Annotated in this window: 19 protein-coding genes, 1 rRNA gene and 2 pseudogenes; 10 read left to right on the top strand and 12 right to left on the bottom strand. The window is 60.5% G+C overall.

The features are described from left to right. Positions 1-562 precede the first annotated feature (562 nt). Positions 563-1,645: an alkene reductase gene (locus FGE05_RS10785; RefSeq protein ID WP_139644735.1), complete on the top strand. Its 1,083-nt coding sequence runs from the start codon at positions 563-565 to the stop codon at positions 1,643-1,645. Between the two features lie 48 nt (positions 1,646-1,693). Further along, complete coding sequence (locus tag FGE05_RS10780) at positions 1,694-2,482, top strand: SDR family oxidoreductase (protein WP_139644733.1); 789 nt, start codon at positions 1,694-1,696, stop codon at positions 2,480-2,482. A 197-nt stretch (positions 2,483-2,679) separates the two neighbouring features. Here the strand turns inward: FGE05_RS10780 and FGE05_RS10775 are convergent, their stop codons facing one another. After that, complete coding sequence (locus FGE05_RS10775) at positions 2,680-3,291, bottom strand: glutathione S-transferase (protein ID WP_139644731.1); 612 nt, start codon at positions 3,289-3,291, stop codon at positions 2,680-2,682. 134 nt (positions 3,292-3,425) lie between these two features. Here FGE05_RS10775 and ggt point away from each other — a divergent pair, with 134 nt between their 5' ends. Then, positions 3,426-5,267, top strand: a complete 1,842-nt coding sequence (gene ggt / locus FGE05_RS10770) for a gamma-glutamyltransferase (RefSeq protein ID WP_257225629.1) — start codon at positions 3,426-3,428, stop codon at positions 5,265-5,267. Positions 5,268-5,284: 17 nt separating this feature from the next. Here ggt and FGE05_RS10765 read toward each other — a convergent pair whose 3' ends face one another. The 4 genes and pseudogenes from FGE05_RS10765 to FGE05_RS30365 form a co-directional block, all read right to left on the bottom strand. Continuing rightward, positions 5,285-5,503, bottom strand: a complete 219-nt coding sequence (locus FGE05_RS10765; protein WP_139644729.1) for a helix-turn-helix transcriptional regulator — start codon at positions 5,501-5,503, stop codon at positions 5,285-5,287. Positions 5,504-5,510: 7 nt separating this feature from the next. After that, complete coding sequence (locus tag FGE05_RS10760; protein ID WP_139644728.1) at positions 5,511-6,068, bottom strand: DUF2975 domain-containing protein; 558 nt, start codon at positions 6,066-6,068, stop codon at positions 5,511-5,513. A gap of 92 nt (positions 6,069-6,160) precedes the next feature. Then, a pseudogene (locus FGE05_RS30370) lies at positions 6,161-6,592 on the bottom strand (methyl-accepting chemotaxis protein); the annotation flags it as partial. Positions 6,593-6,700: 108 nt separating this feature from the next. Next, positions 6,701-7,387: pseudogene (locus FGE05_RS30365) on the bottom strand (PAS domain-containing protein); the annotation flags it as partial. Between the two features lie 311 nt (positions 7,388-7,698). Here FGE05_RS30365 and FGE05_RS10750 point away from each other — a divergent pair. From FGE05_RS10750 to FGE05_RS10740, 3 genes are all read left to right on the top strand, one after another. Beyond that, positions 7,699-9,117, top strand: a complete 1,419-nt coding sequence (locus FGE05_RS10750) for a short-chain fatty acid transporter (protein WP_139644723.1) — start codon at positions 7,699-7,701, stop codon at positions 9,115-9,117. A gap of 111 nt (positions 9,118-9,228) precedes the next feature. Continuing rightward, on the top strand, positions 9,229-10,389 hold the full coding sequence (locus tag FGE05_RS10745) for a hypothetical protein (RefSeq protein ID WP_139644721.1): 1,161 nt from the start codon (positions 9,229-9,231) through the stop codon (positions 10,387-10,389). Between the two features lie 210 nt (positions 10,390-10,599). After that, positions 10,600-11,127 carry a lysine methyltransferase gene (locus FGE05_RS10740; protein ID WP_139644719.1) on the top strand — a complete coding sequence of 176 codons (528 nt, stop codon included), beginning with the start codon at positions 10,600-10,602 and terminating at the stop codon, positions 11,125-11,127. An 11-nt stretch (positions 11,128-11,138) separates the two neighbouring features. Here the strand turns inward: FGE05_RS10740 and can are convergent, their stop codons facing one another. Then, positions 11,139-11,783 carry a carbonate dehydratase gene (gene can, locus FGE05_RS10735; protein ID WP_041023284.1) on the bottom strand — a complete coding sequence of 215 codons (645 nt, stop codon included), beginning with the start codon at positions 11,781-11,783 and terminating at the stop codon, positions 11,139-11,141. Between the two features lie 131 nt (positions 11,784-11,914). Here can and FGE05_RS10730 point away from each other — a divergent pair, with 131 nt between their 5' ends. Then, the gene (locus tag FGE05_RS10730) at positions 11,915-12,319 is read left to right on the top strand and encodes a serine kinase/phosphatase (RefSeq protein WP_139644717.1); all 405 of its coding nucleotides are present in this window, start codon (positions 11,915-11,917) and stop codon (positions 12,317-12,319) included. 143 nt (positions 12,320-12,462) lie between these two features. Here FGE05_RS10730 and rimI read toward each other — a convergent pair whose 3' ends face one another. Together rimI and FGE05_RS10720 are read right to left on the bottom strand one after the other, a co-directional pair. Continuing rightward, entirely contained in the window at positions 12,463-12,915 is a 453-nt protein-coding gene (gene rimI, locus FGE05_RS10725; protein ID WP_003205585.1) for a ribosomal protein S18-alanine N-acetyltransferase, read from the bottom strand. Continuing rightward, positions 12,908-13,693 (bottom strand): energy transducer TonB, encoded by a 786-nt coding sequence (locus FGE05_RS10720; RefSeq protein WP_139644715.1) that lies wholly within the window; start codon positions 13,691-13,693, stop codon positions 12,908-12,910. The genes rimI and FGE05_RS10720 overlap by 8 nt, the downstream gene beginning before the upstream one ends. 180 nt (positions 13,694-13,873) lie before the next feature. Here FGE05_RS10720 and mksB point away from each other — a divergent pair, with 180 nt between their 5' ends. Genes mksB through mksF form a run of 3 tightly spaced genes read left to right on the top strand, consistent with a single transcriptional unit; the run spans position 13,874 to position 18,679 of the window. Continuing rightward, entirely contained in the window at positions 13,874-15,151 is a 1,278-nt protein-coding gene (mksB, locus tag FGE05_RS10715; protein ID WP_139644713.1) for an Mks condensin complex protein MksB, read from the top strand. Then, positions 15,141-15,842 carry an Mks condensin complex protein MksE gene (gene mksE, locus FGE05_RS10710; protein WP_024778194.1) on the top strand — a complete coding sequence of 234 codons (702 nt, stop codon included), beginning with the start codon at positions 15,141-15,143 and terminating at the stop codon, positions 15,840-15,842. The genes mksB and mksE overlap by 11 nt, the downstream gene beginning before the upstream one ends. Continuing rightward, complete coding sequence (mksF, locus tag FGE05_RS10705) at positions 15,839-18,679, top strand: Mks condensin complex protein MksF (RefSeq protein ID WP_139644710.1); 2,841 nt, start codon at positions 15,839-15,841, stop codon at positions 18,677-18,679. Before mksE ends, mksF begins: the two co-directional genes overlap by 4 nt. Positions 18,680-18,885: 206 nt before the next feature. Here mksF and FGE05_RS10700 read toward each other — a convergent pair whose 3' ends face one another. The 4 genes from FGE05_RS10700 to rrf form a co-directional block, all read right to left on the bottom strand. Further along, on the bottom strand, positions 18,886-21,189 hold the full coding sequence (locus FGE05_RS10700; protein ID WP_139644708.1) for a PqiB family protein: 2,304 nt from the start codon (positions 21,187-21,189) through the stop codon (positions 18,886-18,888). Next, complete coding sequence (locus tag FGE05_RS10695) at positions 21,182-21,805, bottom strand: paraquat-inducible protein A (protein WP_139644706.1); 624 nt, start codon at positions 21,803-21,805, stop codon at positions 21,182-21,184. Before FGE05_RS10695 ends, FGE05_RS10700 begins: the two co-directional genes overlap by 8 nt. Further along, positions 21,792-22,451, bottom strand: a complete 660-nt coding sequence (locus tag FGE05_RS10690) for a paraquat-inducible protein A (protein WP_139644705.1) — start codon at positions 22,449-22,451, stop codon at positions 21,792-21,794. The genes FGE05_RS10695 and FGE05_RS10690 overlap by 14 nt, the downstream gene beginning before the upstream one ends. Before the next feature lie 148 nt (positions 22,452-22,599). Continuing rightward, positions 22,600-22,683 (bottom strand): 5S ribosomal RNA (gene rrf / locus FGE05_RS10685); the annotation flags it as partial.

Below are 22,683 nucleotides of genomic sequence, written 5' to 3'. Positions count from 1 at the left end.
AGGCTCGCGGGGTTTATCGCGATGTCGCTACCGTTCGTCGGGGACGGTGCAACGAACCTAGACCGCTTTTTCAGCCAGCGTGAAACAGGCCAAAAAAACCCCAGCAGAAAGCACCGTGTATCCCCTGTTGTATCCCTTCAATATCACAAAAAGTATATTTTCCTGAAAATACAGACAGTTAAATATCCAGTTCAATTGTCTGTGTACCACCAAGTACTAAAAACGGCTTATCGAAAGATAAGCCGTTTTTTTATGCCCTGAAAAAAACCGCCATGATTGCCTGAACCATCGTGGTGGATCCTTCATCGCCTGTCAGCCGTTTCGCCGCTGACTGCCGCTCTCACTGTCGTTGCCTGCAAGACCCCGCCCTCTTCCAACACAACCTCTCACATTGCCCATCGCACGTGGGAAATCTGCGCTTCTTTCCTCATGGCTCTCATCGTCCATCCAGGCGCCCCCACCCAGCCTCCAGTTACATTGATGTCAATCAACATCAAAAGATTGACATTTTAGAGTTCGATCGCAATCATTAGAACCATTCCCACACCAGAAGCTGGAAATCATGTCTGAGAAATCGCTTTTCGAACCCTATCTCCTGGGAGACCTGACGCTCTCTAATCGCATCGTCATGGCACCCCTGACCCGTAACCGTGCGGGCGCCGGCCTGGTCCCGAGCGCATTGAGCGCAACCTATTACGCCCAACGCGCCACGGCCGGCCTGATCATCACCGAAGCCACCCAGGTATCAGCGCAGGCGCAGGGATACCAAGACACCCCGGGGCTGTATACGCCCGCGCAGATCGCCGGCTGGCGGACAGTGACGGACGCTGTGCATGCTGCGGGTGGGCACATTTTTGTGCAGCTCTGGCACGTTGGCCGTGTTTCGCACGTCGACCTGCAACCGGATGGCGCAGCCCCCGTGGCACCGTCGGCGATCCGGGCGCAGACGAAGACTTTCGTCAACAACCATTTCGCCGACGTCTCGGAGCCTCGTGCCCTGCAATTGAGCGAGCTGCCAGGCATCGTCAACGACTTTCGCCAAGCGGCGGCGAACGCCATTGCCGCGGGCTTCGACGGCGTCGAGATCCATGGGGCAAACGGCTATTTGCTTGATCAGTTCATCAAAGACAACGCCAACCAGCGCACGGATGCCTACGGCGGCTCGATAGAAAATCGCGCGCGTCTGCTGATCGAAGTCGTCGCGGCAGTGGTCGACGAAATCGGTGCCGAGCGCACCGGCGTGCGGATCTCGCCGGTCTCGCCGGCCAACGGCGTCTCCAGCAGCGCCCCGCAAGCCCAGTACGAATACATCGTCGAGCAGCTCAATGCGCTGGGGATTGTTTTGCTGCACGTAGTGGAAGGCGCCACTGGCGGCCCACGCGATGTAGCACCGTTCAACTACGACGCATTACGTCAGCGATTCAAGCAGACCTACCTGGCCAACAACGGTTACGACCTGCAATTGGCTACCGCTGCTCTCAACGAGGACAAGGCCGATCTGATTGCCTTCGGCCGTCCGTTCATCAGCAACCCGGACCTGGTTGAACGCTTGAAAACCGCTGCGCCATTGACCCCCCTCGACGGTGCGACGCTCTACGGTGGCGGCGCCGAAGGTTATACCGACTACCCGACACTCGCTGGTTGAAGTTTCCCCACTCATCTTCTTGCACAACACGCCCTCAGGAATTCCAACATGACAACGCTTGCCACTGTTCTGATCACAGGTGCCTCTACCGGCATCGGCGCCACCTATGCCAAACGCTTTGCCAAACGCGGCCATGATCTTGTCCTTGTCGCCCGTGACAAGGAACGCCTGGATGCACTGGCTGCCCGCCTTCATGCGGAACACGGCATTGCTGTTGATGTTATGCAAGCCGACTTGACCGACCCTGCCGATCTCAGTGCGGTCGAAACCCGCCTGCGTGACGATTCGCGCATTGGCGTACTGATCAACAACGCAGGGTTGGCTCAATCCGGTGCTTTCGTCCAACAGAACGCCGAGGCGATCGATCGGCTTGTCTCGCTCAACGTCGTAGCCGTGACGCGGCTCGCCGCTGCGGTAGCTCCCCGCTTTGCACAGTCCGGTGCGGGTTCTATCGTCAACCTGGGGTCGGTGGTGGGCTTGGCGCCTGAATTCGGTATGTCGGTGTATGGCGCTTCGAAAGCGTTCGTGCTGTTCCTGTCCCAAGGGATGCATCTGGAGTTGTCGCCCAAGGGCGTCTATGTCCAGGCAGTATTACCAGCCGCCACCCGCACCGAAATCTGGGAGCGCGCAGGGATAGACGTCAATTCACTGAGTGAAGTGATGGACGTCGAAGAGTTGGTCGATGCCGCACTGATCGGCTTTGATCGCCGCGAGCTGGTCACCATCCCACCGTTACACACCGAGGCACGCTGGACGACGCTGGATCAAGCGCGGCAGGGTTTGCTGTCAGAGATTCGCCAAGCCCACGCCGCTGAGCGCTATCAACCGAAAGCCTGAGTGTTCACGGCGCTCATTCAGTCAATGCAATTGAACGCAAAGCTTCCCTGTGGCTATGTCACGGGGGAGCGAAGTGGCAGCGGCATGTGCAGATCGGAATCAGAGCACTGTGAAAGCACTCACATTCAAGCACTATGGCAAATCGGGTTTAAGCAAGTTGCCCGACCGACAATCGTGCCTGATGAAATGCGCCGCCCTCAAGCCTGGGGATAGCGCTTGAACGATTCGGTTTCTTCCAACCGGGCCGCATGAGCATGCAACACGGGAAAATCATCTGCCCTGACGATATCGGCGACCATCAGTTGAATGAAAGACCAGGCGACGGCACTGGTGAGGGTGGCCTGATCCGGCCTCTCTTGGACAGCCGGCGGAAGGCACGCCAGTTGGGTTTCCCATTCGCGGCAGGCCGCCAGCAACTGCCCGACCACCCGGTCCAGCCAAGGCTGATGACGTTTTTCCTCAGGGCGTAACTGGCGCTCATAGACAATCTGCACCGCCTTGTCGCAAGCAGCCAGCGCCAATCCCAGGATTTGCAGCGAAGTGACCAGGGGCATGGCCTGCTGCGGCATCAACTTCTTGTCAGCGGGACTTTGCGCCTCGAAGTAGTCGATGATCAGTGTCGAATCCATCAACACGCTACCGTCATCCAATACCAGGCTGGGGGCCTTTACCACCGGGTTGATCGCGCGAAATGCCTCGAACGAACCGAAGACCGACAGTGCGACGTGTTCGAACGAGACACCCATCAGATCAAGCGAGATCGCCACGCGACGGACATAGGGGGAATCCAGCATGCCAATCAGTTTCATCAGGTCTTTCCTCCGTGATGCGGATCAATCCTAGTTCCGGCTACTGCCGAGAAGCGGGTCCCTGTCGGTTTGCACCCTGCGTCTCGCATCGCTACAGTCCGACTGTATATCCCATGCCACGGATGGAGCAACACGTGCTTACAGACCTCAAACCGAACCTTCATCGCCTGTCAGCTGCTTCATTGCTGGCTGTCGCCCTCACCCTCATTGCCTGCAAGGCTCCACCCTCCTCCTCCACGCCCGCATTACCCACCGCACCGGAAATCACCTCCGGTTACCGCGCGGATCTGCAGTCCCGCCACGCCGACAAGCACATGGCCGCCGCAGCCAACCCTCTGGCAGCCCAGGCCGGGCGGGAGATGTTGCGGCGTGGAGGCTCGGCCATCGACGCGGCGATTGCCATGCAAGCGGTGTTGACCCTGGTGGAACCGCAATCATCGGGCATTGGCGGCGGCGCATTCATTGTGCTGTGGGATGGCAAGGCCGTGCGTACATATGATGGCCGCGAAACGGCACCGGCCGGTGCTACCGAGCGACTCTTCCTGCAGGCCGATGGCAAGCCCATGCCGTTTACCGCTGCACAGATCGGTGGCCGTTCGGTCGGCACGCCGGGTGTGTTGCGTGCGCTGGAGCTGGCCCACCAAAAACACGGACGCTTGAAATGGGCAACGCTGTTCGAACCGGCCATCAAGCTGGCGGAACAAGGTTTTCCGATCTCGCCTCGGTTGCACTCAATCATTGCCAGCGATCCGTCCCTGCCAGGTTCACCGGACATGGCTGCTTATTTCCTGAATAGCGATGGCAGCCCGAAAGCCGTCGGCACGCTGCTGAAAAATCCAGCCTTGGCCGGTGTGCTCAAGCGCATCGCCAACGAAGGCCCCGACGCGTTGTACGAGGGCCCGGTGGCCCGGGAAATCGTCGCCAAGGTGCAGGGCCACGCCAACCCCGGCAGCCTTTCGCTGAACGACCTGAAAGGCTACGCCGCCCGGGAGCGTGCGCCGCTGTGCACCGACTACAAGCGCTGGCAGCTCTGCGGCATGGCCCCACCCTCCTCCGGCACAATCGCCGTCGCGCAGATTCTCGGGACTTTGCAGGCTTTGGAACAGCGCGACAGCCACTCCGCCCTCGCGCCCTTGAAACCCATCAAGAGCGATAAACCCGCCGGCCTCGAACCCGCGCCGGAAGCTGTGCATCTGATCGCCGAGGCCGAACGCCTGGCCTACGCCGACCGTGCCCAGTATGTCGCCGATTCGGACTTCGTCCCTGTACCGATCCAGGGCCTGGTCGACCCTGGCTACCTGGCCAGCCGCGCCAACCTGATCGGCCCGCGCAGCATGGGTACCGCTAAACCCGGTACGCCGCCGGGCATCCAGGTAGCCTACGCCCCGGACCGTTCGCCACTGCGTATTTCCACCTCGCAAGTGGTGGCGGTGGACGATGAGGGCGGCGCCGTGTCCATGACCACCACGGTGGAATCGGCATTCGGCTCACATGTGATGGTCCAGGGCTTCATGCTCAACAACCAGATGACCGACTTCTCGTTCATCCCCGAAGAAAACGGACAGAAAGTCGCCAACCGCGTCGAACCCGGCAAGCGCCCACGTTCATCGATGGCACCGACGCTGATTTTCGACCGTCAGAACGGTGAGCTGCTGGCTGCTGTCGGCTCGCCGGGGGGCTCGCAGATCATCGAATACGTGGCCAAATCGGTGATCGGTCTGTTGGACTGGAACCTGGACCCACAAACCGCCATCAACCTGCCCAACTTCGGCAGCCGCAATGGCCCCACTGAGCTGGAACAAGGACAATTCAGCCCTGCGTTGATCCAGGCGCTGAAAGATAAAGGCCACACGGTGAGCGAGATCGACATGACCAGCGGCACCCAGGCCATCGTCCGGGTGCGCGATGCGCAAGGCAAAACATCACTGGCCGGGGGCGCCGATCCTCGGCGTGAAGGGGAGGCCCTGGGGGACTGAGCGAATATCCGACTCACTCATGACAGCTCGCGCTCTGGTTGATAAATCAGCAGATCGGCGGGCTGACACTGCAGGTAACTGCAGATAGCCTCGAGCGTCGCCAGGCGTATGCCCTTGACCTTTCCCTGCTTCAACAGGGAGAGGTTGGCTTCCGTAATGCCTATGGCGGCGGCCAGGTCCTTGGATTTGACCTTGCGCGTTGCCAGCATCACATCCAGTTGAATCACGATAGGCATGAGTTTCTCAAACGAAAGTTCTGTTTTCTGAGTCGACTTCACTGGCCTGGGACAATATCCGAGCAATGATGGCGATACAGGCGGCAAGGAACAAAGCGACGAAGGACGGAGCGGTGATGCTGATGGTCAGTAATCGCTCGCCCACTGGCGCATTGATCGTGACCAGCAGGCTGAGGAACGGCTCGCACAGGAAATCCAGCAACACCCATAGTGCGACCGCGCGACCTGCGTTTCCAAGATAAACCGCGGCTTCACTGGAAAAATATTGCCCCTGGGCATAGCGCCTGAAGAGCTGCCGCAGGTTGACCAGTCCGACCGCGAGCGCGAGCAGAGGTACGCTGGACAAAAGAATGCCCCCCAGACGCTGCCAGCCCGTCAACCCTATCGCCCCTCCTTCGGGCAGACTGAACAATTGCCGCTCGGTCAGGGAAAAGCCCAACCCGTATTTTGACGCAACATCAGGAAACAGCCAGGCAGCAGCGTTGACGACCATCATCGCGACAATGAAAACAAGCGTGATGGCAGCCATGCGCTGGCTGTACAGGGCGAGACGATTCGAACACATGTCAGGGCTCCAACAGAGTATGGGAGCGCCAAACATAATTACGAAATTATCGTAAAACAATAATTAATATGTAAAAAACAATAACACCTGCCTCAGCTCGACAGCTGATTGGCAAACTGGCTCACGGCATCGACCACTTTCTTTGCCCCATCCTGGATCTCGACGATCACTGTCCCCGCCTCGGCTGCCAGGGCCAGGCCCTGTTCGGCCTGGTGTTGACCGTCCGTCATCAACGAGACGGCATTACGCGCCATGTCCTGGTTCTGGCGAACCACGCCGACAATTTCATCGGTGGCCTGGCTGGTACGCGACGCCAGTTGCCGCACTTCATCGGCCACCACCGCAAAGCCTCGGCCCTGTTCGCCGGCACGGGCGGCTTCGATAGCAGCGTTGAGCGCCAGCAGGTTGGTCTGCTCGGCAATACCGCTGATCGTCTTGACGATGGTGCCGATCACCATGGATTGCTCGTTCAGCGCCTCGATACCTTCGCCGGCGGTTTGCATGTGCCGGGCCAGGTCGCGCATCACGTCCACGGCCTGGGTCACCACAGTAGTCCCCCGCTGAGCGCTGCTGTCGGTTTGCAGGGACGTGCTGTAGGCGATGTTGGCGGCCTCGGCGACGGCTTTTTCCTGGTTGACCTGGTCGGTGATGTTGGTGGCGAACTTGACCACTTTGTACAGTCGGTCGTTGGCGTCGACCACCGGGTTGTAGGAAGCCTCCAGCCACACTTCACGACCATTGCTGTCGAGGCGCTTGAAGCGGCCGGCGACGAACTCGCCGCTGTTCAGGCGTTTCCAGAACTGCTGGTAGGCGGGACTGTTGTATTCCTCCGGATCGCAGAAGGTGCGGTGATGCTTGCCCTTGACCTGCGCCAGGCTATAACCCATGGCGTTGAGAAAACGGTCATTGGCTGTCAGTACGTGACCGTCCAGATCAAACTCGATCACCGCCGTTGAACGCACCAACGCACCAATGAGGTTTTCATGCTCGCGAGAACCTTCGATGGTACGGGTCAGGTCATTGGAATACATCGAAAAATAACGAACTCGCCCATCAACTCCTTTTACAGGCTGAAGGATCGAGCGCAGCCAGGCTTCCTTGCCATTGCCCCGCAGCAGGCGCACGGCACCGGAAAAATGCTCACCACGGGTCAATGCCGTCTTGAAGCGAAGCTGGAACTCATTGGACTTCAGATAGGACGGCACCAGGTCTTCCACACCCCGGCCAATGAGGTCCTGGCTCTTGTAGTGCATTTCATCGAGAAACTTCTGATTGACCGTCTGCACCCTCCCCTCGGCATCAAGGGTGAGCGCCAGCATTTCACGGTCCAGGCTTTCCTTCACTTGCATGAGGCTGGACAGTTCTTGGCGCAGGGCCGTCAGCTCCTGCTTCAAGCGTTGATTGAACATAAGCATGCTCCGGGTGGCAGGAGAATTGACAAGCTGTTCTCATGCCATCGGCGCGGCGACTTTTTTCTGAAGAGTGCCATTGGTCGCCCTGGCGTTTTCCAAGAGGCTCGCGAACCCAGGCCCGTCTTTCATGGTCAGTGGATTGTTCTACCGTTGTCGGGGCCTCTCCGCTCCAGATACCCGTCCCCATAAAAGCAATCATAAGAATCGAGGTAATCGCCGTGACCACCGACATCCAAGACAGCCGCTCCGCCCGCTTCGCCTTGCGCTGTTCCAGTTTTGCCGAACGCTGGTTTCCCGACTCCTGGGTCTTTGCCGCGCTGGCAGTGCTGGTGGTCGCCCTGGCGACGCAGTTCATCGGCGCCACGCCTACGGCCGCCGCCATGGCGTTCGGCGATGGCTTCTGGAGCCTGATCCCGTTCACCATGCAAATGGCCTTCGTCGTGATCGGTGGCTACGTGGTCGCCAGCTCGCCACCCGCCGTCAGGTTGATCGATCGCCTGGCGCGCATCCCAAGGAACGGGCGTTCCGCAGTGGCCTGGGTGGCGTTGATCTCCATGGTCGCCTCGTTACTCAATTGGGGCCTGTCGCTGGTCTTCGGCGGCCTGCTGGTGCGCGCCCTTGCCCACCGCACCGATCTGAAAATGGACTATCGCGCTGCCGGCGCCGCCGCTTACCTGGGCCTCGGCGCGGTGTGGGCCTTGGGGTTATCGTCGTCGGCCGCGCAATTGCAAGCCAACCCGGCCAGCCTGCCGCCGTCGATCCTGTCGATCACCGGCGTCATTCCATTCACCCAGACCATCTTCCTCTGGCAGTCCGGCGTGATGTTACTGGCGCTGATCGTCATTTCACTGCTGGTTGCCTATGCGACCGCCCCAGGGCCAAACAGCGCCCGTGACGCCGCCGCTTGCGGGATCGATCCCAGCTTCAGCATGCCGGCCCTGCAACCCCGTACCCGTCCTGGGGAATGGCTGGAGCACAGCCCGCTGCTGACCATCGCGCTGGTGCTGCTGGCCGCCGGCTGGCTGTTCCACGAGTTTTCGACCAAGCCGGCGATCAGCGCGATTTCGGGGCTCAACACCTATAACTTCCTGTTCCTGATGCTCGGCGCCTTGCTGCATTGGCGCCCGCGCAGTTTTCTCGATGCGGTGGCCCGCGCAGTACCGACCACTACCGGCGTACTGATCCAGTTCCCGCTATACGGCTCCATCGCCGCGCTGCTGACCACGGTCAAGGGCAGCGATGCCCAGACACTCGCCCACCATATCTCGACCTTTTTCGTACAGATCGCTTCCCACGACACCTACGCCTTGTTGATGGGGGTCTACTCGGCAATCCTGGGGTTCTTCATTCCTTCCGGTGGAGGCAAGTGGATCATTGAAGCCCCTTACGTGATGCAGGTGGCCAATGACCTGAATTACCACCTCGGTTGGGCGGTGCAGATCTACAACGCCGCCGAAGCGTTGCCGAACCTCATCAACCCCTTCTACATGCTGCCGCTGCTGGGTGTATTGGGGCTGAAAGCCAGGGACTTGATCGGCTTTTCCTTCGTGCAACTGTTGGTGCACACCCCCTTGGTGCTGGTGCTGCTATGGGCGCTCGGGACGACATTGGCCTATTTGCCGCCAGTGATGCCATAAAGCCATAAAAAAGGGCCGATATTTACATCGGCCCACTTCTTCTTCGGCTCGGTCTGTTTCAGTATGGGGGCGCCCTGTTCGAAGGGCTCAAACGCTGAAAAGGATCTGAGCATGTCTAAACTCGCAGTATTTCCCCTTGCCGCCCTGGCCCTGAGTGCCACCGTTCACGGGGCCGACGTCGATGTACAGCTTGGCAGTACCGAACGCGTCACTCGCCTCTTCGCTTACCCCAACAACTGCAACGTCATCTGCTTCCGCAACTGGACGCTGGAACAGACCGTCGAGCACTACCTGACCCAGAGCGTTCAACGTGACGGCTACGGCGCGGCCAAGGTCAGCGTCAAACGCGACAACGGCAAGGTCTACGCCCACATCAGCGGCGTGCCGAAAGCCTATGGCCAACCCTTGAGCAAACTGCTCGATGCCGGTGACCTGGCGTACAAGGGGGCCACGAAGCTCAACGACGACAAGAAATGGGCCTACAACTGGTACCTGTTCCTGCCGCTGGGCATGGCCCTGGAAAACCGCAAGAGCATCGAACTGCTGCACTTCCCGCCTGATTATTCCCTGACCCAGGCCCAGGACTACCTGGAATCAGCCACCACCGATCGCTGGGCCACCCTGCTGACGGCCAACGGCATTGCCGCCGACCAGACGCCGGCTTACCAGACCATCATCGACATCGCCCCCATCGCGGCTCCGTCCACTGCCGGCGCGACGCTGGAGGGTGTCTACGATTACTTCAACGACTACCAGACCACCATGGTCAAGCAAGTCAGCCAGAGCACCAGCGGAACCGCGCTGCCAATGGTGGCCTTTGGTGCCCCCGTGCGGAACTGGATCAAGACCCAATACGGCCAGACCGTGGCGGTGCTCGGCCTGGCGACCATCTCTCCCGCCGCTGGCGTCAAGGTTCCAGTCCTGGGCTCCAACCACCCAAGCTACATCTGGTACGCCGCCGACCCGGAAAGCTATGGCGGCGACGAAGCCAAGGCGGACGCGGCAGGCCTGAAAGTCATGGGCCAGGACCTGAGCGCTGCCTGCTGGCAAGCCGGCATGGGCAGCAAGCCGAGCAGCGACCCGACGACTCAATTGAACCAGTGCACGCAGACCTGGCAGGTCACGCAAAAGGAAAAAACCTGCGAGTTGTTCTACACCTCGATTCGCAAGCTGTCGCCAGAGGACGCGGCGAAAAAATGCGAAACGCCGGCGATCAAGTCGCAACTTCCGCAGTTGAAGGTGCCCATGCCGCTGCCATCCGAGCCGGTATAACCCCTGAAGGCCTCGTGGTGAGGGGACATATGCCCTCGCCACGGGTCCACTTTCCTGTGTAAGCCTTCGCTCACACAGGAAAGCGCCTTTGGCGCCTGTCAGAGTTGACAGTAGATGTCCCACCGGACTTGGAGGAAGCTACCCAGGTCACTCACGACCGTTGGCAGGACGCCAACGGCAGCAAGTCGGCCTGTACCGACAAGGACTGTCATGACCATCTTCGTTGCAGATAAAGCCTTTTCACAGGACCGGGGCTGCATTTACCCGGAAAAAGCACTCAGCCTCCGCCTGGGTTATCCGTCTGCCCGCGATTTCGAAGTGCTACGCACCCCCAACGGCCGCGGCAATGCCGTTATCGCCCGGAAAAGGTTCGCCCCCATGGAGCGGATGTGCAGGGTATCGGGGCTGCTGGTGGGGCGGCGCCGCCCGCATACCGTGCAGGTCCTGCCGGACATCCATATGTATGACCCGCACTTCGCCGGATTGCTGCTGCATTCCTGCAACCCGAATGTCTTTCTCGACATGAGCGAACTGTGGTTATGGGCGCTGACGCCCATCCACGCAGGCGACTGCCTGACGATGGATCACGCCAGCACGGAACAGAAGCTCTACCGGCAGTTTGCCTGTCGGTGCGGTTCGTCCAATTGCCATGGTTGGATCACTGGCTATGACGAACCGCCCAACGAACAGGGCATGAAGTTCCTGAAGCACTGGCGCCGCCGCTGTCACCGCGACTGACGCCAGTCAGATCAGGGGGCGCCCACCGGACGCAAGCGATACTGCGGCGGCAATTGCTCGAAACCGCTGATCGTGGTGTCCAGGCTTTTCCAACGCCCGTCCTTGATGCCATAGATGCAACCATGGATCGACAACTTCTGTCCGCGATGCCAGGCGTTCTGCACGATGCTGGTGTGGCCGACGTTGGCCACCTGTTGAATCACGTTGAGTTCGCACAGGCGATCCACACGTTCCTCTTCGGTCGGCAGTTGCGCCAACGCTTCGCGATGCTCGTAATACAGGTCGCGAATGGAGCGCAGCCAGCCATCGATCAGACCCAGCTGGCGATCCTGCATCGAGGCCCGCACGCCACCACAGCCATAATGGCCGGTGACCAGGATGTGTTTGACCTTGAGCACGTCCACTGCATACTGGATCACCGACAGGCAATTGAGGTCGGTGTGCAGCACCACGTTGGCCACGTTGCGGTGCACGAACAGATCGCCCGGCAGCATGCCGACGATCTCGTTGGCCGGCACCCGCGCATCGGAACAGCCGATCCACAGGTATTCAGGGGTTTGCTGACGAGCCAGCTTGGCGAAGAAGTCAGGATCCTCCTGCTTGATCGCATCGGCCCAGCGCGCGTTGTTATCAATCAGATCTTGTAGTTCGTTCATGCTGTCTTGCCCTCGAGAACAGTGCGCATCTTTGACAACGGAGCGGCTGTCGAGGTCACTTCGTCAATGCCGTTGGAATTCTCGACACGGCTACCGGTCCATCCAGTAAGGCCCAAAGTAGGAGAGTTGCCATGAATGATTCACGACGTCCTTTCGATGCGGCGCAACCGGAGCCCATCGATGACAACGAAGACCGCATGGGTTCGATGCATGAACTGGAATTCGATGAAGACGAGCCCAGCGCGAAGATTGGTGACGAGTTGCCGGAAAACGAACGCGAACATTTGATGCCCCGTGAGCGCGTCCGCGAGGCCGGCATGACCGGCGCCTCGACGGATGATCATCAACCGACCGACGATGACATGAGCCCCGAGACACTGATCCGGGAAGACGGTGCCCGGGATGCCCACGAAGCCGGCGACGACGAGCAGGCCGATTGGGACCTGAGCGTGGTGGATGAAAATGACATTGGCGGGGGCGATGGATTGGACGAGGCCGAGATGGCGGATATCGACCCACTGGATGGCAAGCGCTGAGTGAAACGCAGCCCTCCAGGCTGCCTATACGCCTGTGGGAGCATGGCTTGCCCGTTATGAGGCCAGGACAGTCGATAGCTCGACAACTGACCCATCGCTATCGCGGGCAAGCCTTGCTCCCACAGGAGCCTTCTATGCTGGCTTCAATCCACCAGCGTACAAGCCATGACCACTGCGTCTTCACGTCCACCCACGGCCGGATAGTAATCCCGCCGCCGGCCGATTTCATTGAAGCCATAGCGCTCGTACAACCGGAACGCCGTGCGGTTACTGTCGCGCACCTCCAGGAAGCACTCCCGGGCCTCGGCCTTGTAGGCAATCGACATGAGGTGTTCCAGCAGGCGCAAGCCCAGCCCCCGGCCCTGGTTTTCCGGCTTGACGGTAATGTTGAGCAGGTGCGCCTCGTCAAGAATGATCTGCACCACACCGTGCCCCACTTGCTGCTGGCCTTCGAACATCAGCCAGATCTGGTACTTGCCCAGACCGTCGAGAAATATCCCCCGGGTCCAAGGGTGGCTGTAGGCCGCGTATTCGATTTTCAGTACAGCGTCGAGGTCCGCCTCGGTCATCGGGCGAAACGAAACAGCATCACTCATTCGATTCTTTCCAGCGCGCCATCAGCCGGCGCATGGCTTGCCAGACTTCAGCCTTGTGCTGTGGCGTTTCCATTAACAGTTCCAGGCCCGGTAATGCCCAGGCCACCCCCAGCCCTTCGATCTGCAGCTCGCGATTGAACGCTTGCGCGTCCGCTTCGCCAGCAAACTTCACCGCCGGCAGGCCGACCAACCACAAACACGCGCAGGGCGCGTCTTCGAGCCGCGCCGCTACAAAACCCTGGACGAACTCCCGTGCAGCTTCCGGCCCCTGGTCCATCGTCCCACGAGACAACAGCGGCCAGCGCACCGGTTCACCCACGATCTGTGGACTGTCTGGCAGACCGGCGGCACGCAACATGTCCTTGAGTAGCAGGTACGCGGGATCGCGGCTCTGGAATGGCTCGCCGGTGGGCAGTTCCACCAGCAGCAGGCAGCGTCCGGCACGCAGCAATTGCAGGGCGAAGCGCGGTGGCGGGACCGGGGCGACCCTGGCAGGGGCCGGCACCTCCGGCGCGTCCTCCACCGGTTTGGCGCCGGTGCGGGTCGAGGCCAGGCTAGGCCGTGGCACTTCGATTTTCGGCCGTTCGGCCACAGGCGCTGCCGGCTCGGCCACGGTCCGGGCCACGGGAGCCGCAACCACCGGCGCGATCTCTGCCGGCTCGGGCATTTCCAACAGCTCAGGCCGCGACGGGGCGGCGAACGGCAATTCGGTGCGCGGCAGCCAATTGACCACCTGCATGGCGGTCAGATAGGCGCGGCGACGGGACTCGATAAGCAAGGGTCGGCCACTTGTGGATAACTGAAAGTGGAAGGGATTCTACCGCCCTTCGACGCGGATCGCTTCCTTGTTGAGTCAATAGTTGGGCAATACAGACGACAGTCCGTCTCGGGGGTGAATCGCAACCGGCCCGATGCAGTACAATCGCCCCTTTTAATTGCCAACCCGACGGCCATTGCGATGATCGAACCCAAGCGCGTCTTGCGCGCCCTCGCTGAACACTGGGCATTGCTGGAACCTTTGTGCGAGCACTTCGACCAGGGCACCCTGAGCCTCAACGAATTGCGTTCACAACTGGCCGCCCAACAGCTGGACAGCACGCCCCAGGACATCACCAACCTGCTGGACGTGTGGATCCGCCTGGACATCCTCGTGCCGGTGGCAAAAAGCCCGAACCGTTTCGAGCTGAATGCCCAGATCCATGACTTCCTCGCCTACCTGCGCCGCGAACACCGCCTGGGCCTGTGCCTGGAGATCGAAGCCTACCTGCGCCACCTCGAACGTCTGGCCGGCTATATCCAGGACGCCTTCGACGTGCGCGACGGCAACGACCTGGCCCGCCAGTTGCGCCTGCTCGACATGCGCGTGCGGGACGTCCTGAAGAAACTTGCCAACGATGAGCAGGCCCTGGTGGCCGTGGCCGAACGGGCCAAGACCAGCGACCGGCAGATCCCGCTGCGCCAACGTTACGCTGAAGTGCTGGCGACCTGGGACGAGTACGTCGAACCGATGATCCAGTTGGTTAACGCCGACGGAGCGTTCGAGCAAGGCGTGCGCAAGGTCGAGAATGTGTTGTTGCGCATGCTCACCGAACAACAGCGCCTCGGCCACCTGGTGGACGATGACATGCTGCTGCGTACCCACGCACGCATTCTCGAGATGCAGACCAGCGCCCAGCTGACCCTGCGCCATGCCCGTGAACTGCTCCTGCCGCTGCGCGAAGAGGCCCGTCGTCACAACGCCGTGACCCGTGGCGCAGCCCTGGCCCTGGCTGCCATCCGTCGCAAAGGCATCGATGCCGTGCCGCAGGCGGCCATGCCGTTGTTCACCCGGCCGCAAAGCACCTTCCTCGGCAGCGCCAGCCAGGTTGAAGCCTATGTCTACGCCCTGGCCCGCTTCGAGCCGAAACCGGCGCGCTTCCCCAAGTCCCACAAAACCCACAAGGGCGGCGATGCCCCACGGGCGCCGCGCACCGTGCGCGAGATGGTCGAGCGTTGCGAAGATGCCCTGCCGCTGCCGGATCTGATGGTCTGGCTGCTGGAGCAGGAGCCGGACGGCGCCACCGACGAATTGCTGTACTGGTTCTCGCGCCTGTCGCGGGAAAAACGCTTCAAGCGCGAGCGCCTGGAACGCCGCGAATACCACACTCACGAGCATCAGGTCAGCCTGCGCTCCTTCGCCCTGCTCTCGGCCCGCGACGCTGCCGAGGATTCTGCGAGCATCCCCCATGCATCTTGATCTATCCGAACTGTCCCAGCTGGCGCCGATCTTTCGCGAGCTGTTCAAGGGTTACCACGTCAGCCGCCGCGACCCGGAGCTGTACGCGCAACTGTCGAATTTCCAGGACCAGTACCGCACGCTGTTCAAGGCCCTGGGTTTTGAACTGGTGTGCGATACCCGTGGTTTCTACTACTTCGTGCCGGACCTGGCCGCTGCGGCGGTGAACAAGACCGCCCAGCGCCTGGCGCTGTTCACCTTCATCCTCGTCGAGCACCTGGCCGACCAGGGCCGCGACCCGATTGCCGTACTCGACGGTGGCAGCCTGGGCCGCGATGAGCTGCCTTCGCTGCTGGAAAAGTACCGCGACCTGTTCATCCAGGCCGAGGTGCAGACCCAGGAAGAGCTGGAAGAAAAAATCATGCGCCGCATGACCCAACTGGGCTTCGCCAGTGAAGACAACGGCGTGTACCGCTTCCTGCCGCCGATGCACCGTTTCCTCGATGTCTGCCTGTCGGTCCAGCAGGACCGCGACCTGGCGGCCAGCGTGCACAGCGTGCTGCCGTTGCCGGCGCCGGTACTGATCGACGAAGACAGTGATGAGAAGCTGCTGCAAACCGACGATCCGCTCGACCTGGCACCGTTTGAAGACGAAAGCGAAGAAGACGCACTGGCCCGCGCCATTGCCGAAGAACAGGAGACCGACGCATGAGCCAGGAACGCTACGGCATCCGCCGCTTTGCCCTTTTGAACACCGCCGGCTACAGCCTCGGCCTGTTCCCGCTGGAAGAACCGCTGTCGGTGTATGGCGCGAACAACCTCGGTAAATCCGCCTCGATCAACGCCTTGCAGTTCCCGATCCTGGCGCGTATGTCGGACATGAGCTTCGGCAAGTACAGCCTGGAGCAATCCCGGCGTTTCTACTTCGCCTCGGACACCAGCTACATCCTGGTGGAAGTCGCCCTGCCCCACGGTCCTCATGTGATCGGCGTGGTCGGTCGCGGCCCCGGCGGCGGTTTCGGTCACCAGTTCTTTGCCTACGCAGGCAAACTGGACCTGGCCCACTATCAGAAAAACGACACCTGCCTGCGTCAGAAAGAGCTGTTCACCAACCTGGAGCGCGAAGGCCTCAAGGCTTACGAACTCAAGCCCGATGAACTGCGGCGCCTGCTGGTGGGTGGTCACACCTCGATTCCCCTGGACCTGACGCTGATCCCGCTGCGTTCCACCAGCGAGCAAAGCCTCAAGACTTTCCGAGCGCTGTTCATCAACCTGCTGCACATGCGCGAAATCACCGCGGCCAAGCTCAAGCAGCTGTTTCTCGATGCCTTCGAGCACAGCCTGCGTTCAGGGAGCGTGGACTACATCGCCGCGTGCGAAGAAGCCTTCCGCGACGTGCGACGCATGGAGCAGGACTACAACTCCCTGGTGGCAGCGGGTCCGTTGGTGGAAGCCCTGGCCAATGGCGTGAAGCAGCGCGGTATCCTGCGCGGCAAACTGCATCGCCTGTCGCCCTTGCTCGACTCGTTGCTGGGTACCTGGTCGGACTACGCCGGTGCACGCAAGGAAGAGCTGACCATCCAGGCCGAGCACTACCGCAACGAACAGGATTCGCTGCAGAACGACCAGCGCGGCAGCACCCAGGAGCTGATGCGCCTGGAGCGGGAAATCACGGGGATCCAGCGCTGGCTCGGCGAGCTGTCGGTGCTCAAGCATCGCTTCGCCCTGGTGGATGACGTCAAGGTCCTGGAGCAGCAACTGCTCGCCGCCAAGGATGCCCACGATGAACTGGCCGGCGCCCTGGCCCAGTCCCGGCAGTTCAGCGCCGAAGACCTGGAAGAGCGTCTGCGGGATCTGGAAAAACGCCTGAAGTCGGTCAAGCAGCAACTCGATCATGCCGACAACAACAGCTACGCCCGCCTGCGAGAGGAGTTCTCGCAGCAGGACGTCGAGCGCCTGATGCGCCTGTTCAACAGCGCCCTGTTCAGCCTACCGCTGGGCGAGCATGGCATCGCGCTGGACGAGAACGGCGAATGGGTCAAATCCATGGAGTTGATCCTCGACGGCTTCAAGGGCGAGCGTTTCGAAGTGCCGGGCCTGTCCATCGACCTGTCCCACATCGAGCCACCGGCCCTGCAAGCCCTGGCCGACCGCGCCGCGTTGCGGGACCAGAAAGAGCGCCTGGAGAAAGAACTCAAGCAACTCAAGACCCAACAGGCCGTGGCCGCCGACCGTGCGGCGAGCAAGACCCAGACCGAAGCGCTGTACCAGCAGGTACTGGACGCGCAAAAGGCCCTGGAAGACTTCCGTCGCAGCCAGACCCTGAGCGCCGAAGAAGGCGAAAAGCTCGAGCAACTGGCACAGATGGAAGCCGCCCAGGACGAACTCAAGCGCTCCAGCGACGCCTTCACCGAGCGTGTCCAGCAGCTTTCCGCCAAACTGCAACTGGTGGGCCGGCAGATTGCCGATATGGAAGCCAAGCAGCGCACCCTCGACGACGCCTTGCGCCGCCGTCAACTGCTGCCGGCTGACCTGCCGTTCGGCACGCCGTTCATGGACCCGGTCGACGACTCCATGGACAACCTGCTGCCGCTGCTCAATGACTATCAGGACAGCTGGCAAGGCTTGCTGCGGGTGGACGGCCAGATCGAGGCACTGTACGCCCAGGTGCGCCTCAAGGGCGTCGCCAAGTTCGACAGCGAAGACGACATGGAGCGCCGCCTGCAACTGCTGATCAACGCCTATGCCCACCGTACCGACGAAGCCCTGACGTTGGGCAAGGCTCGCCGTGCGGCAGTGACTGACATCGCCCGGACCCTGCGCAACATCCGCAGCGACTACGACAGCCTCGAGCACCAACTGGCGTTGTTCAACCGCGAGATCAACAAGCGCCAGGTGTCCAACCTGCAGAGCTTCCGCATCGTCCTGGCGCCGAACAAGGAAGCGCTCAAGCACATCGACCAGATCATCCACAGCGCCGGTCAATACGAGGAAGGCGAGACCCTCTCGGTGTTTGACCTCAGCCAGAGCGCCGAGCAGGACAACAAGAACGAAGAAGCCAAGGAATACCTGGCGCGCCTGGTGGCGGCGAACCACAACCAGCTCGGCCTCAAGGACCTGTTCGAACTGGCCTTCGAGATCACCAAGGTCAACGGCCAGCCCGTGATCCATACCGACATCGATGGCGCGGCCTCCAACGGCACCACCATGACCATCAAGGCGCTGACCAACATGTACCTGTTGCTGCACTTGATGGACCGCGAGCAGGCCGGTCGCGTGCGCCTGCCGTACTACCTGGATGAGGCGGCGGACATCGATGAAAAGAACCAGGCAGCGTTGCTGGAAACCAGTCTGCAACTGGGCTTCGTGCCGATCCTGGCGAGTGTGAAGCCGCAGGTCTGTGCCAGTGTCGCCATCGACCTGGAAGGCGGCAGCGGCCCGAACGGTATCTACATCGACGAAGCGGACTGGAAGTACATCCGCCGCCATGATGTGGTGAAAGCCACGGTGAATGTAGAGGCCGATGAGCCGGAGCTGGATCCGGTGTGAGGTAAGTCTCGGAAAATGAAAAAGGCCGCGATCCATTGGATCGCGGCCTTTTTTTTGAAGCACTTGTATCGACTGTCCCGCCGTCATCGCGAGCAGGCTCGCTCCCACAGGGGATTCGTGTCAGGCACAGGAGCTGTGTTTGCAACGGATCATTGTGGGAGCGAGCCTGCTCGCGATGACGTCGGAACAGGCCATCACTTGACCCGTTATTTACCGAGCTTGATCTTCGGCGCCCAGGTCAGCCACTCATCCTCGAATTTATCGAACAACGGGAAGGTCTGCTCCGGCCGCGCCGGGCTGCCCATGCTCTCGCCATCCGGTGTCGCGAAAGCGACGCCCCCTTGGATCAACGTCTCCAACGACTCGGTCCGCACTGTGGCGCCTTTGAACAGGCCGAAGTCCATGTCGAAACCGCTGGTGTTCCAGAATCGCGTACCACTGCGTACCAGCGGCGCGTATTTGGGTTCGATCAGGATGTGGATCAGCACCCGGTCCGCAGTCTGGCCCAGTTCATAACCGGTGACCTTGCCCACGGTGATCTCTCGGTACGTCACCGGAACGCCCGTCTTCAACGAACCACGGCGGGCAGCGCTCAACACCAGGCTCAAACCGGCTTCGGGCACGGCACTTTCCGGTGGACTGGCAAGGGCCACGAAGTTCTTCTGTGGTCCGAGGTTTTTCACCGAGGGCTGCACTTCGAGGTACTGACCGGTCACCAGTGTTTCCAGGTTCGAGGTCTTGATCAGCCCCAGTTCGGGTTTGACGACCCAGAACTGACTGCCAACCCGGGCGATACGCTCCGGTACTTCAGTGATGCGAGCAGTGAGCAGCACCGACTGTAGATCGGCGCTGAGATCAACGTCCTCGACCTTGCCCACATCCAACCCTTTGTAGCGAATCGGCGTCCCGCTGCGCAAACCGTCGGCACGATCGACCTTGATCGTCACCACGGTGCCGTTCTGTTGCGCGGCTTCGCGGTTCTCGAACAGGCGGAAGCGGGGGACACGTCTCTTCAACGGTACATTGGGCACCGGCGTTTCGAAGGCGATACCGCCAGCCATCAGGCTTTGCAGCGATTCACTCTTGACCTGGATTCCCCCCGTCAGACCTCCCGTGAGGGTAATGCCGCTGGCGTTCCAGAACCGCGTCGAACCGTTGACCAGCCCTTCGTATTCCTTCTCGATGTGCACACCGACGATCAACTGCTTTTTCTTGCGGGAGAATTGGTAGCTCTGCACCGAGCCGACCTTGACCTGCTTGTAGAGGATCGGGCTGCCGACCTCTAGCGATCCGAGGTTTTCAGTCAACAGCACCAGATGCAGGCCGGGCGAACGCAAGTCCAGCGGCGGCGCCTTCGCCCTGGCTTCGAACTCACGCTGGGGGGCCGCGCCCTTGTCGCCGGGTCGCACGGCAATGTAGTTGCCCTTGACCAGCGCTTCCAGGCCGGTGATCCCCGCCAGGGAAATCGACGGCTTGACGACCCAGAACTGAGTGCCGGTTACCAGGTAATCTTCGGCCAGTGGGTCCATGGTCAGTTCAGCCGTAGCGCTGGACAGGTCAGAGTCAATCTTGAGGTTCTTCAGGCTACCGACCTGGATGCCCTTGTACATCACCGGTGTACGGCCGGCCTGCAAACCTTCAAAGTCGCTGAGCTTGACCTTCACGCGAATACCGGCAGCCGCGGCGTCAAAGTCTTCGTAAAGACGAAACGGCAAGCTGGGGTCCGTCGGCGGACTGTCCTTGCGGCTTTCCGGCGTGGCGAATGCAATACCACCGGCCACGATGCTCGCCAGGGACTCGCTGCGGACTTTGACACCTGAGAGATTGGCATCGATGCTGATGCCGCTGGCATTCCAGAAACGCGTGTGTTTACGCACCAGGCTGGCGTAGGTCGGTTCGATGAAAACCTTGATCTCCACCGTGTTCTGATCTTCAGAGAGCTGGTAGCTCTTCACCTGCCCGACCTGGATCTGCTTGTAGAACACCGGGCTGCCCCGATCCAGCGAACCCAACCGGTCAGCCTTGATGGTCAGGTGCAAACCCGGCTTGGCGTCCGACAGCGGCGGCTCTTGGGACAGGGCCTTGAACTTGCGACTGGACTCTCCGTCACCCGGGCTGATTGCCACGTAGTTGCCCGATACCAGGGTTTCCAGACCCGTGATCCCGGCCAAGCTCACGCTTGGCTTGACCAGCCAGAAACGCGTTCCGGTCTTGAGGTATTGTTCCACGTCCTTGTTCATCTCAACGGTCGCGACCACCCCCTTCGAGCTGCCTTCGTCGTCCAGAGTAAGGGCTTTCACTTTACCGACCGGCATACCCTTGTAGACCACCTCGGTCTTGTTGATCTGGATACCCTCGCCGCTCTCGAAGCGCACGCTGATCTCGATCCCGGTCTCGTTATAAGCCCGCCAGCCGAGCCATCCCCCGATGATCAAGGCAATCAACGGCAGGACCCAGATGGCCGACCAGTTAGAGGCCGGTCGGGTTTTAGCGGTAGGCAAATCAGTCATGGTCGTTATCCGACTCCGTGTTATCCCAAATCAGTCGGGGATCGAAGGTTACTGCGGCAATCATTGTCAAAATCACTACGCTGGCAAAGGCAATCGCGCCGAGACCGGCTTCGACACTGGCGAGTCGTCCAAAATTCACCACCGCCACCAGAATCGCGATCACGAAAATATCCAGCATCGACCAGCGACCAATGAATTCGATGAAACGGTACATAAGGATGCGTTGCCTTGCAGACATGGGCTGATGCCGCTGCACGGAAAACAACAGCAAGGCAATACCCACCAGTTTGAAGGTCGGCACCAGGATACTGGCGATGAACACCACGGCGGCAATCGGTAACATGCCGTGCTGCACCAACTCGATGACACCGGCCATGATGGTGCTGGGGGCACCATGGCCCAGGGAATTGATCGTCATGATCGGTAGCATGTTGGCCGGGATGTAAAGAATTGCGGCGGTGACCAACAACGCCCAGGTACGCATCAAGCTGTTCGGGCGACGGGGATGAATCCGCGCTCCGCAGCGGGTACAGGCTTGCGCGTCGGCGTCAGCATCCAGCCGATTCAATTCATGGCATTCGGTACAGATCAGAATGCCCGCATCAATCGCCCGCATGGGCATCCTCTCCTGATAACGCTTGCCAGATCTGATGCGGCGACATCACCACCTCCAACCAGACCTGAACCAGCAGCAAACTGATAAAACACACCAACCCCAGACCCACGGTGATGGCGGCCATGTCTGCCAACTTGACGATGGCCACCAACACGCCCATGAGATAGACCTCGAGCATTCCCCAATCTCGCAGGTGGTGATAAATGCGGTACAGCAACAAGCCGTAGCTGCGGCCGACGTTCCAGCGAATGGTCAACAATACAGCCAACTGACACAGCAGCTTGAGCAGTGGCACACCCATGCTGCACAGGAACACCACCACCGCGATGCCTTGCATGCCGCTATCGAACAAGCCGACCACGCCACTCCACACGGTGTCCTGGGAAGATTGACCGAGCAGGTTGAGCTGCATGATGGGTAGAAAGTTCGCGGGTACATACAACAGCAGGGCAGCGATGACCAAGGCAAGGCTACGCTCGACGACATTGGGCCGGTGGGCGTAGAGCTCATATCCACAACGGGGGCATTCGGCTTTCTCGCCATGGGACAGTCGAGGCTTGCGCATCAACAGGTCGCACTCATGGCACGCTACCAGTTCGCCTAAAGGCAGTTCTGACAGCCGATGGGTGTCCAGCGGGTCGGGCATAAACAACTCTGACTCAACTGAGGTGGGGCTATTCTAGTGCTCCAGCTCAAAAATAACTGTGCAAATTTATTTCGAGCTTTCGCAGGTTTTTCCTGCGGGCAAAACAAAACCCCTACCTGCATCAGCAGATAGGGGTTTCGGAATTTAATCTTGACGATGACCTACTCTCACATGGGGAAACCCCACACTACCATCGGCGATGCATCGTTTCACTTCTGAGTTCGGGATGGGA

Source organism: Pseudomonas sp. ICMP22404, assembly GCF_006227205.1.
Lineage (GTDB): Bacteria > Pseudomonadota > Gammaproteobacteria > Pseudomonadales > Pseudomonadaceae > Aquipseudomonas.
This window is presented reverse-complemented; position numbering and strand designations above follow the sequence as displayed.

Coding starts and splice junctions, on each gene's coding strand:
- FGE05_RS10740 (WP_139644719.1), top strand. CDS start 10,600: ATGACCATCTTCGTTGCAGATAAAGCCTTTTCACAGGACCGGGGCTGC.
- FGE05_RS10760 (WP_139644728.1), bottom strand. CDS start 6,068: ATGTGTTCGAATCGTCTCGCCCTGTACAGCCAGCGCATGGCTGCCATC.
- FGE05_RS10780 (WP_139644733.1), top strand. CDS start 1,694: ATGACAACGCTTGCCACTGTTCTGATCACAGGTGCCTCTACCGGCATC.
- FGE05_RS10700 (WP_139644708.1), bottom strand. CDS start 21,189: ATGACTGATTTGCCTACCGCTAAAACCCGACCGGCCTCTAACTGGTCG.
- mksE (WP_024778194.1), top strand. CDS start 15,141: ATGCATCTTGATCTATCCGAACTGTCCCAGCTGGCGCCGATCTTTCGC.
- FGE05_RS10765 (WP_139644729.1), bottom strand. CDS start 5,503: ATGCCTATCGTGATTCAACTGGATGTGATGCTGGCAACGCGCAAGGTC.
- FGE05_RS10730 (WP_139644717.1), top strand. CDS start 11,915: ATGAATGATTCACGACGTCCTTTCGATGCGGCGCAACCGGAGCCCATC.
- FGE05_RS10745 (WP_139644721.1), top strand. CDS start 9,229: ATGTCTAAACTCGCAGTATTTCCCCTTGCCGCCCTGGCCCTGAGTGCC.
- mksF (WP_139644710.1), top strand. CDS start 15,839: ATGAGCCAGGAACGCTACGGCATCCGCCGCTTTGCCCTTTTGAACACC.
- rimI (WP_003205585.1), bottom strand. CDS start 12,915: ATGAGTGATGCTGTTTCGTTTCGCCCGATGACCGAGGCGGACCTCGAC.
- can (WP_041023284.1), bottom strand. CDS start 11,783: ATGAACGAACTACAAGATCTGATTGATAACAACGCGCGCTGGGCCGAT.
- mksB (WP_139644713.1), top strand. CDS start 13,874: ATGATCGAACCCAAGCGCGTCTTGCGCGCCCTCGCTGAACACTGGGCA.
- FGE05_RS10775 (WP_139644731.1), bottom strand. CDS start 3,291: ATGAAACTGATTGGCATGCTGGATTCCCCCTATGTCCGTCGCGTGGCG.
- FGE05_RS10785 (WP_139644735.1), top strand. CDS start 563: ATGTCTGAGAAATCGCTTTTCGAACCCTATCTCCTGGGAGACCTGACG.
- FGE05_RS10695 (WP_139644706.1), bottom strand. CDS start 21,805: ATGCGGGCGATTGATGCGGGCATTCTGATCTGTACCGAATGCCATGAA.
- FGE05_RS10690 (WP_139644705.1), bottom strand. CDS start 22,451: ATGCCCGACCCGCTGGACACCCATCGGCTGTCAGAACTGCCTTTAGGC.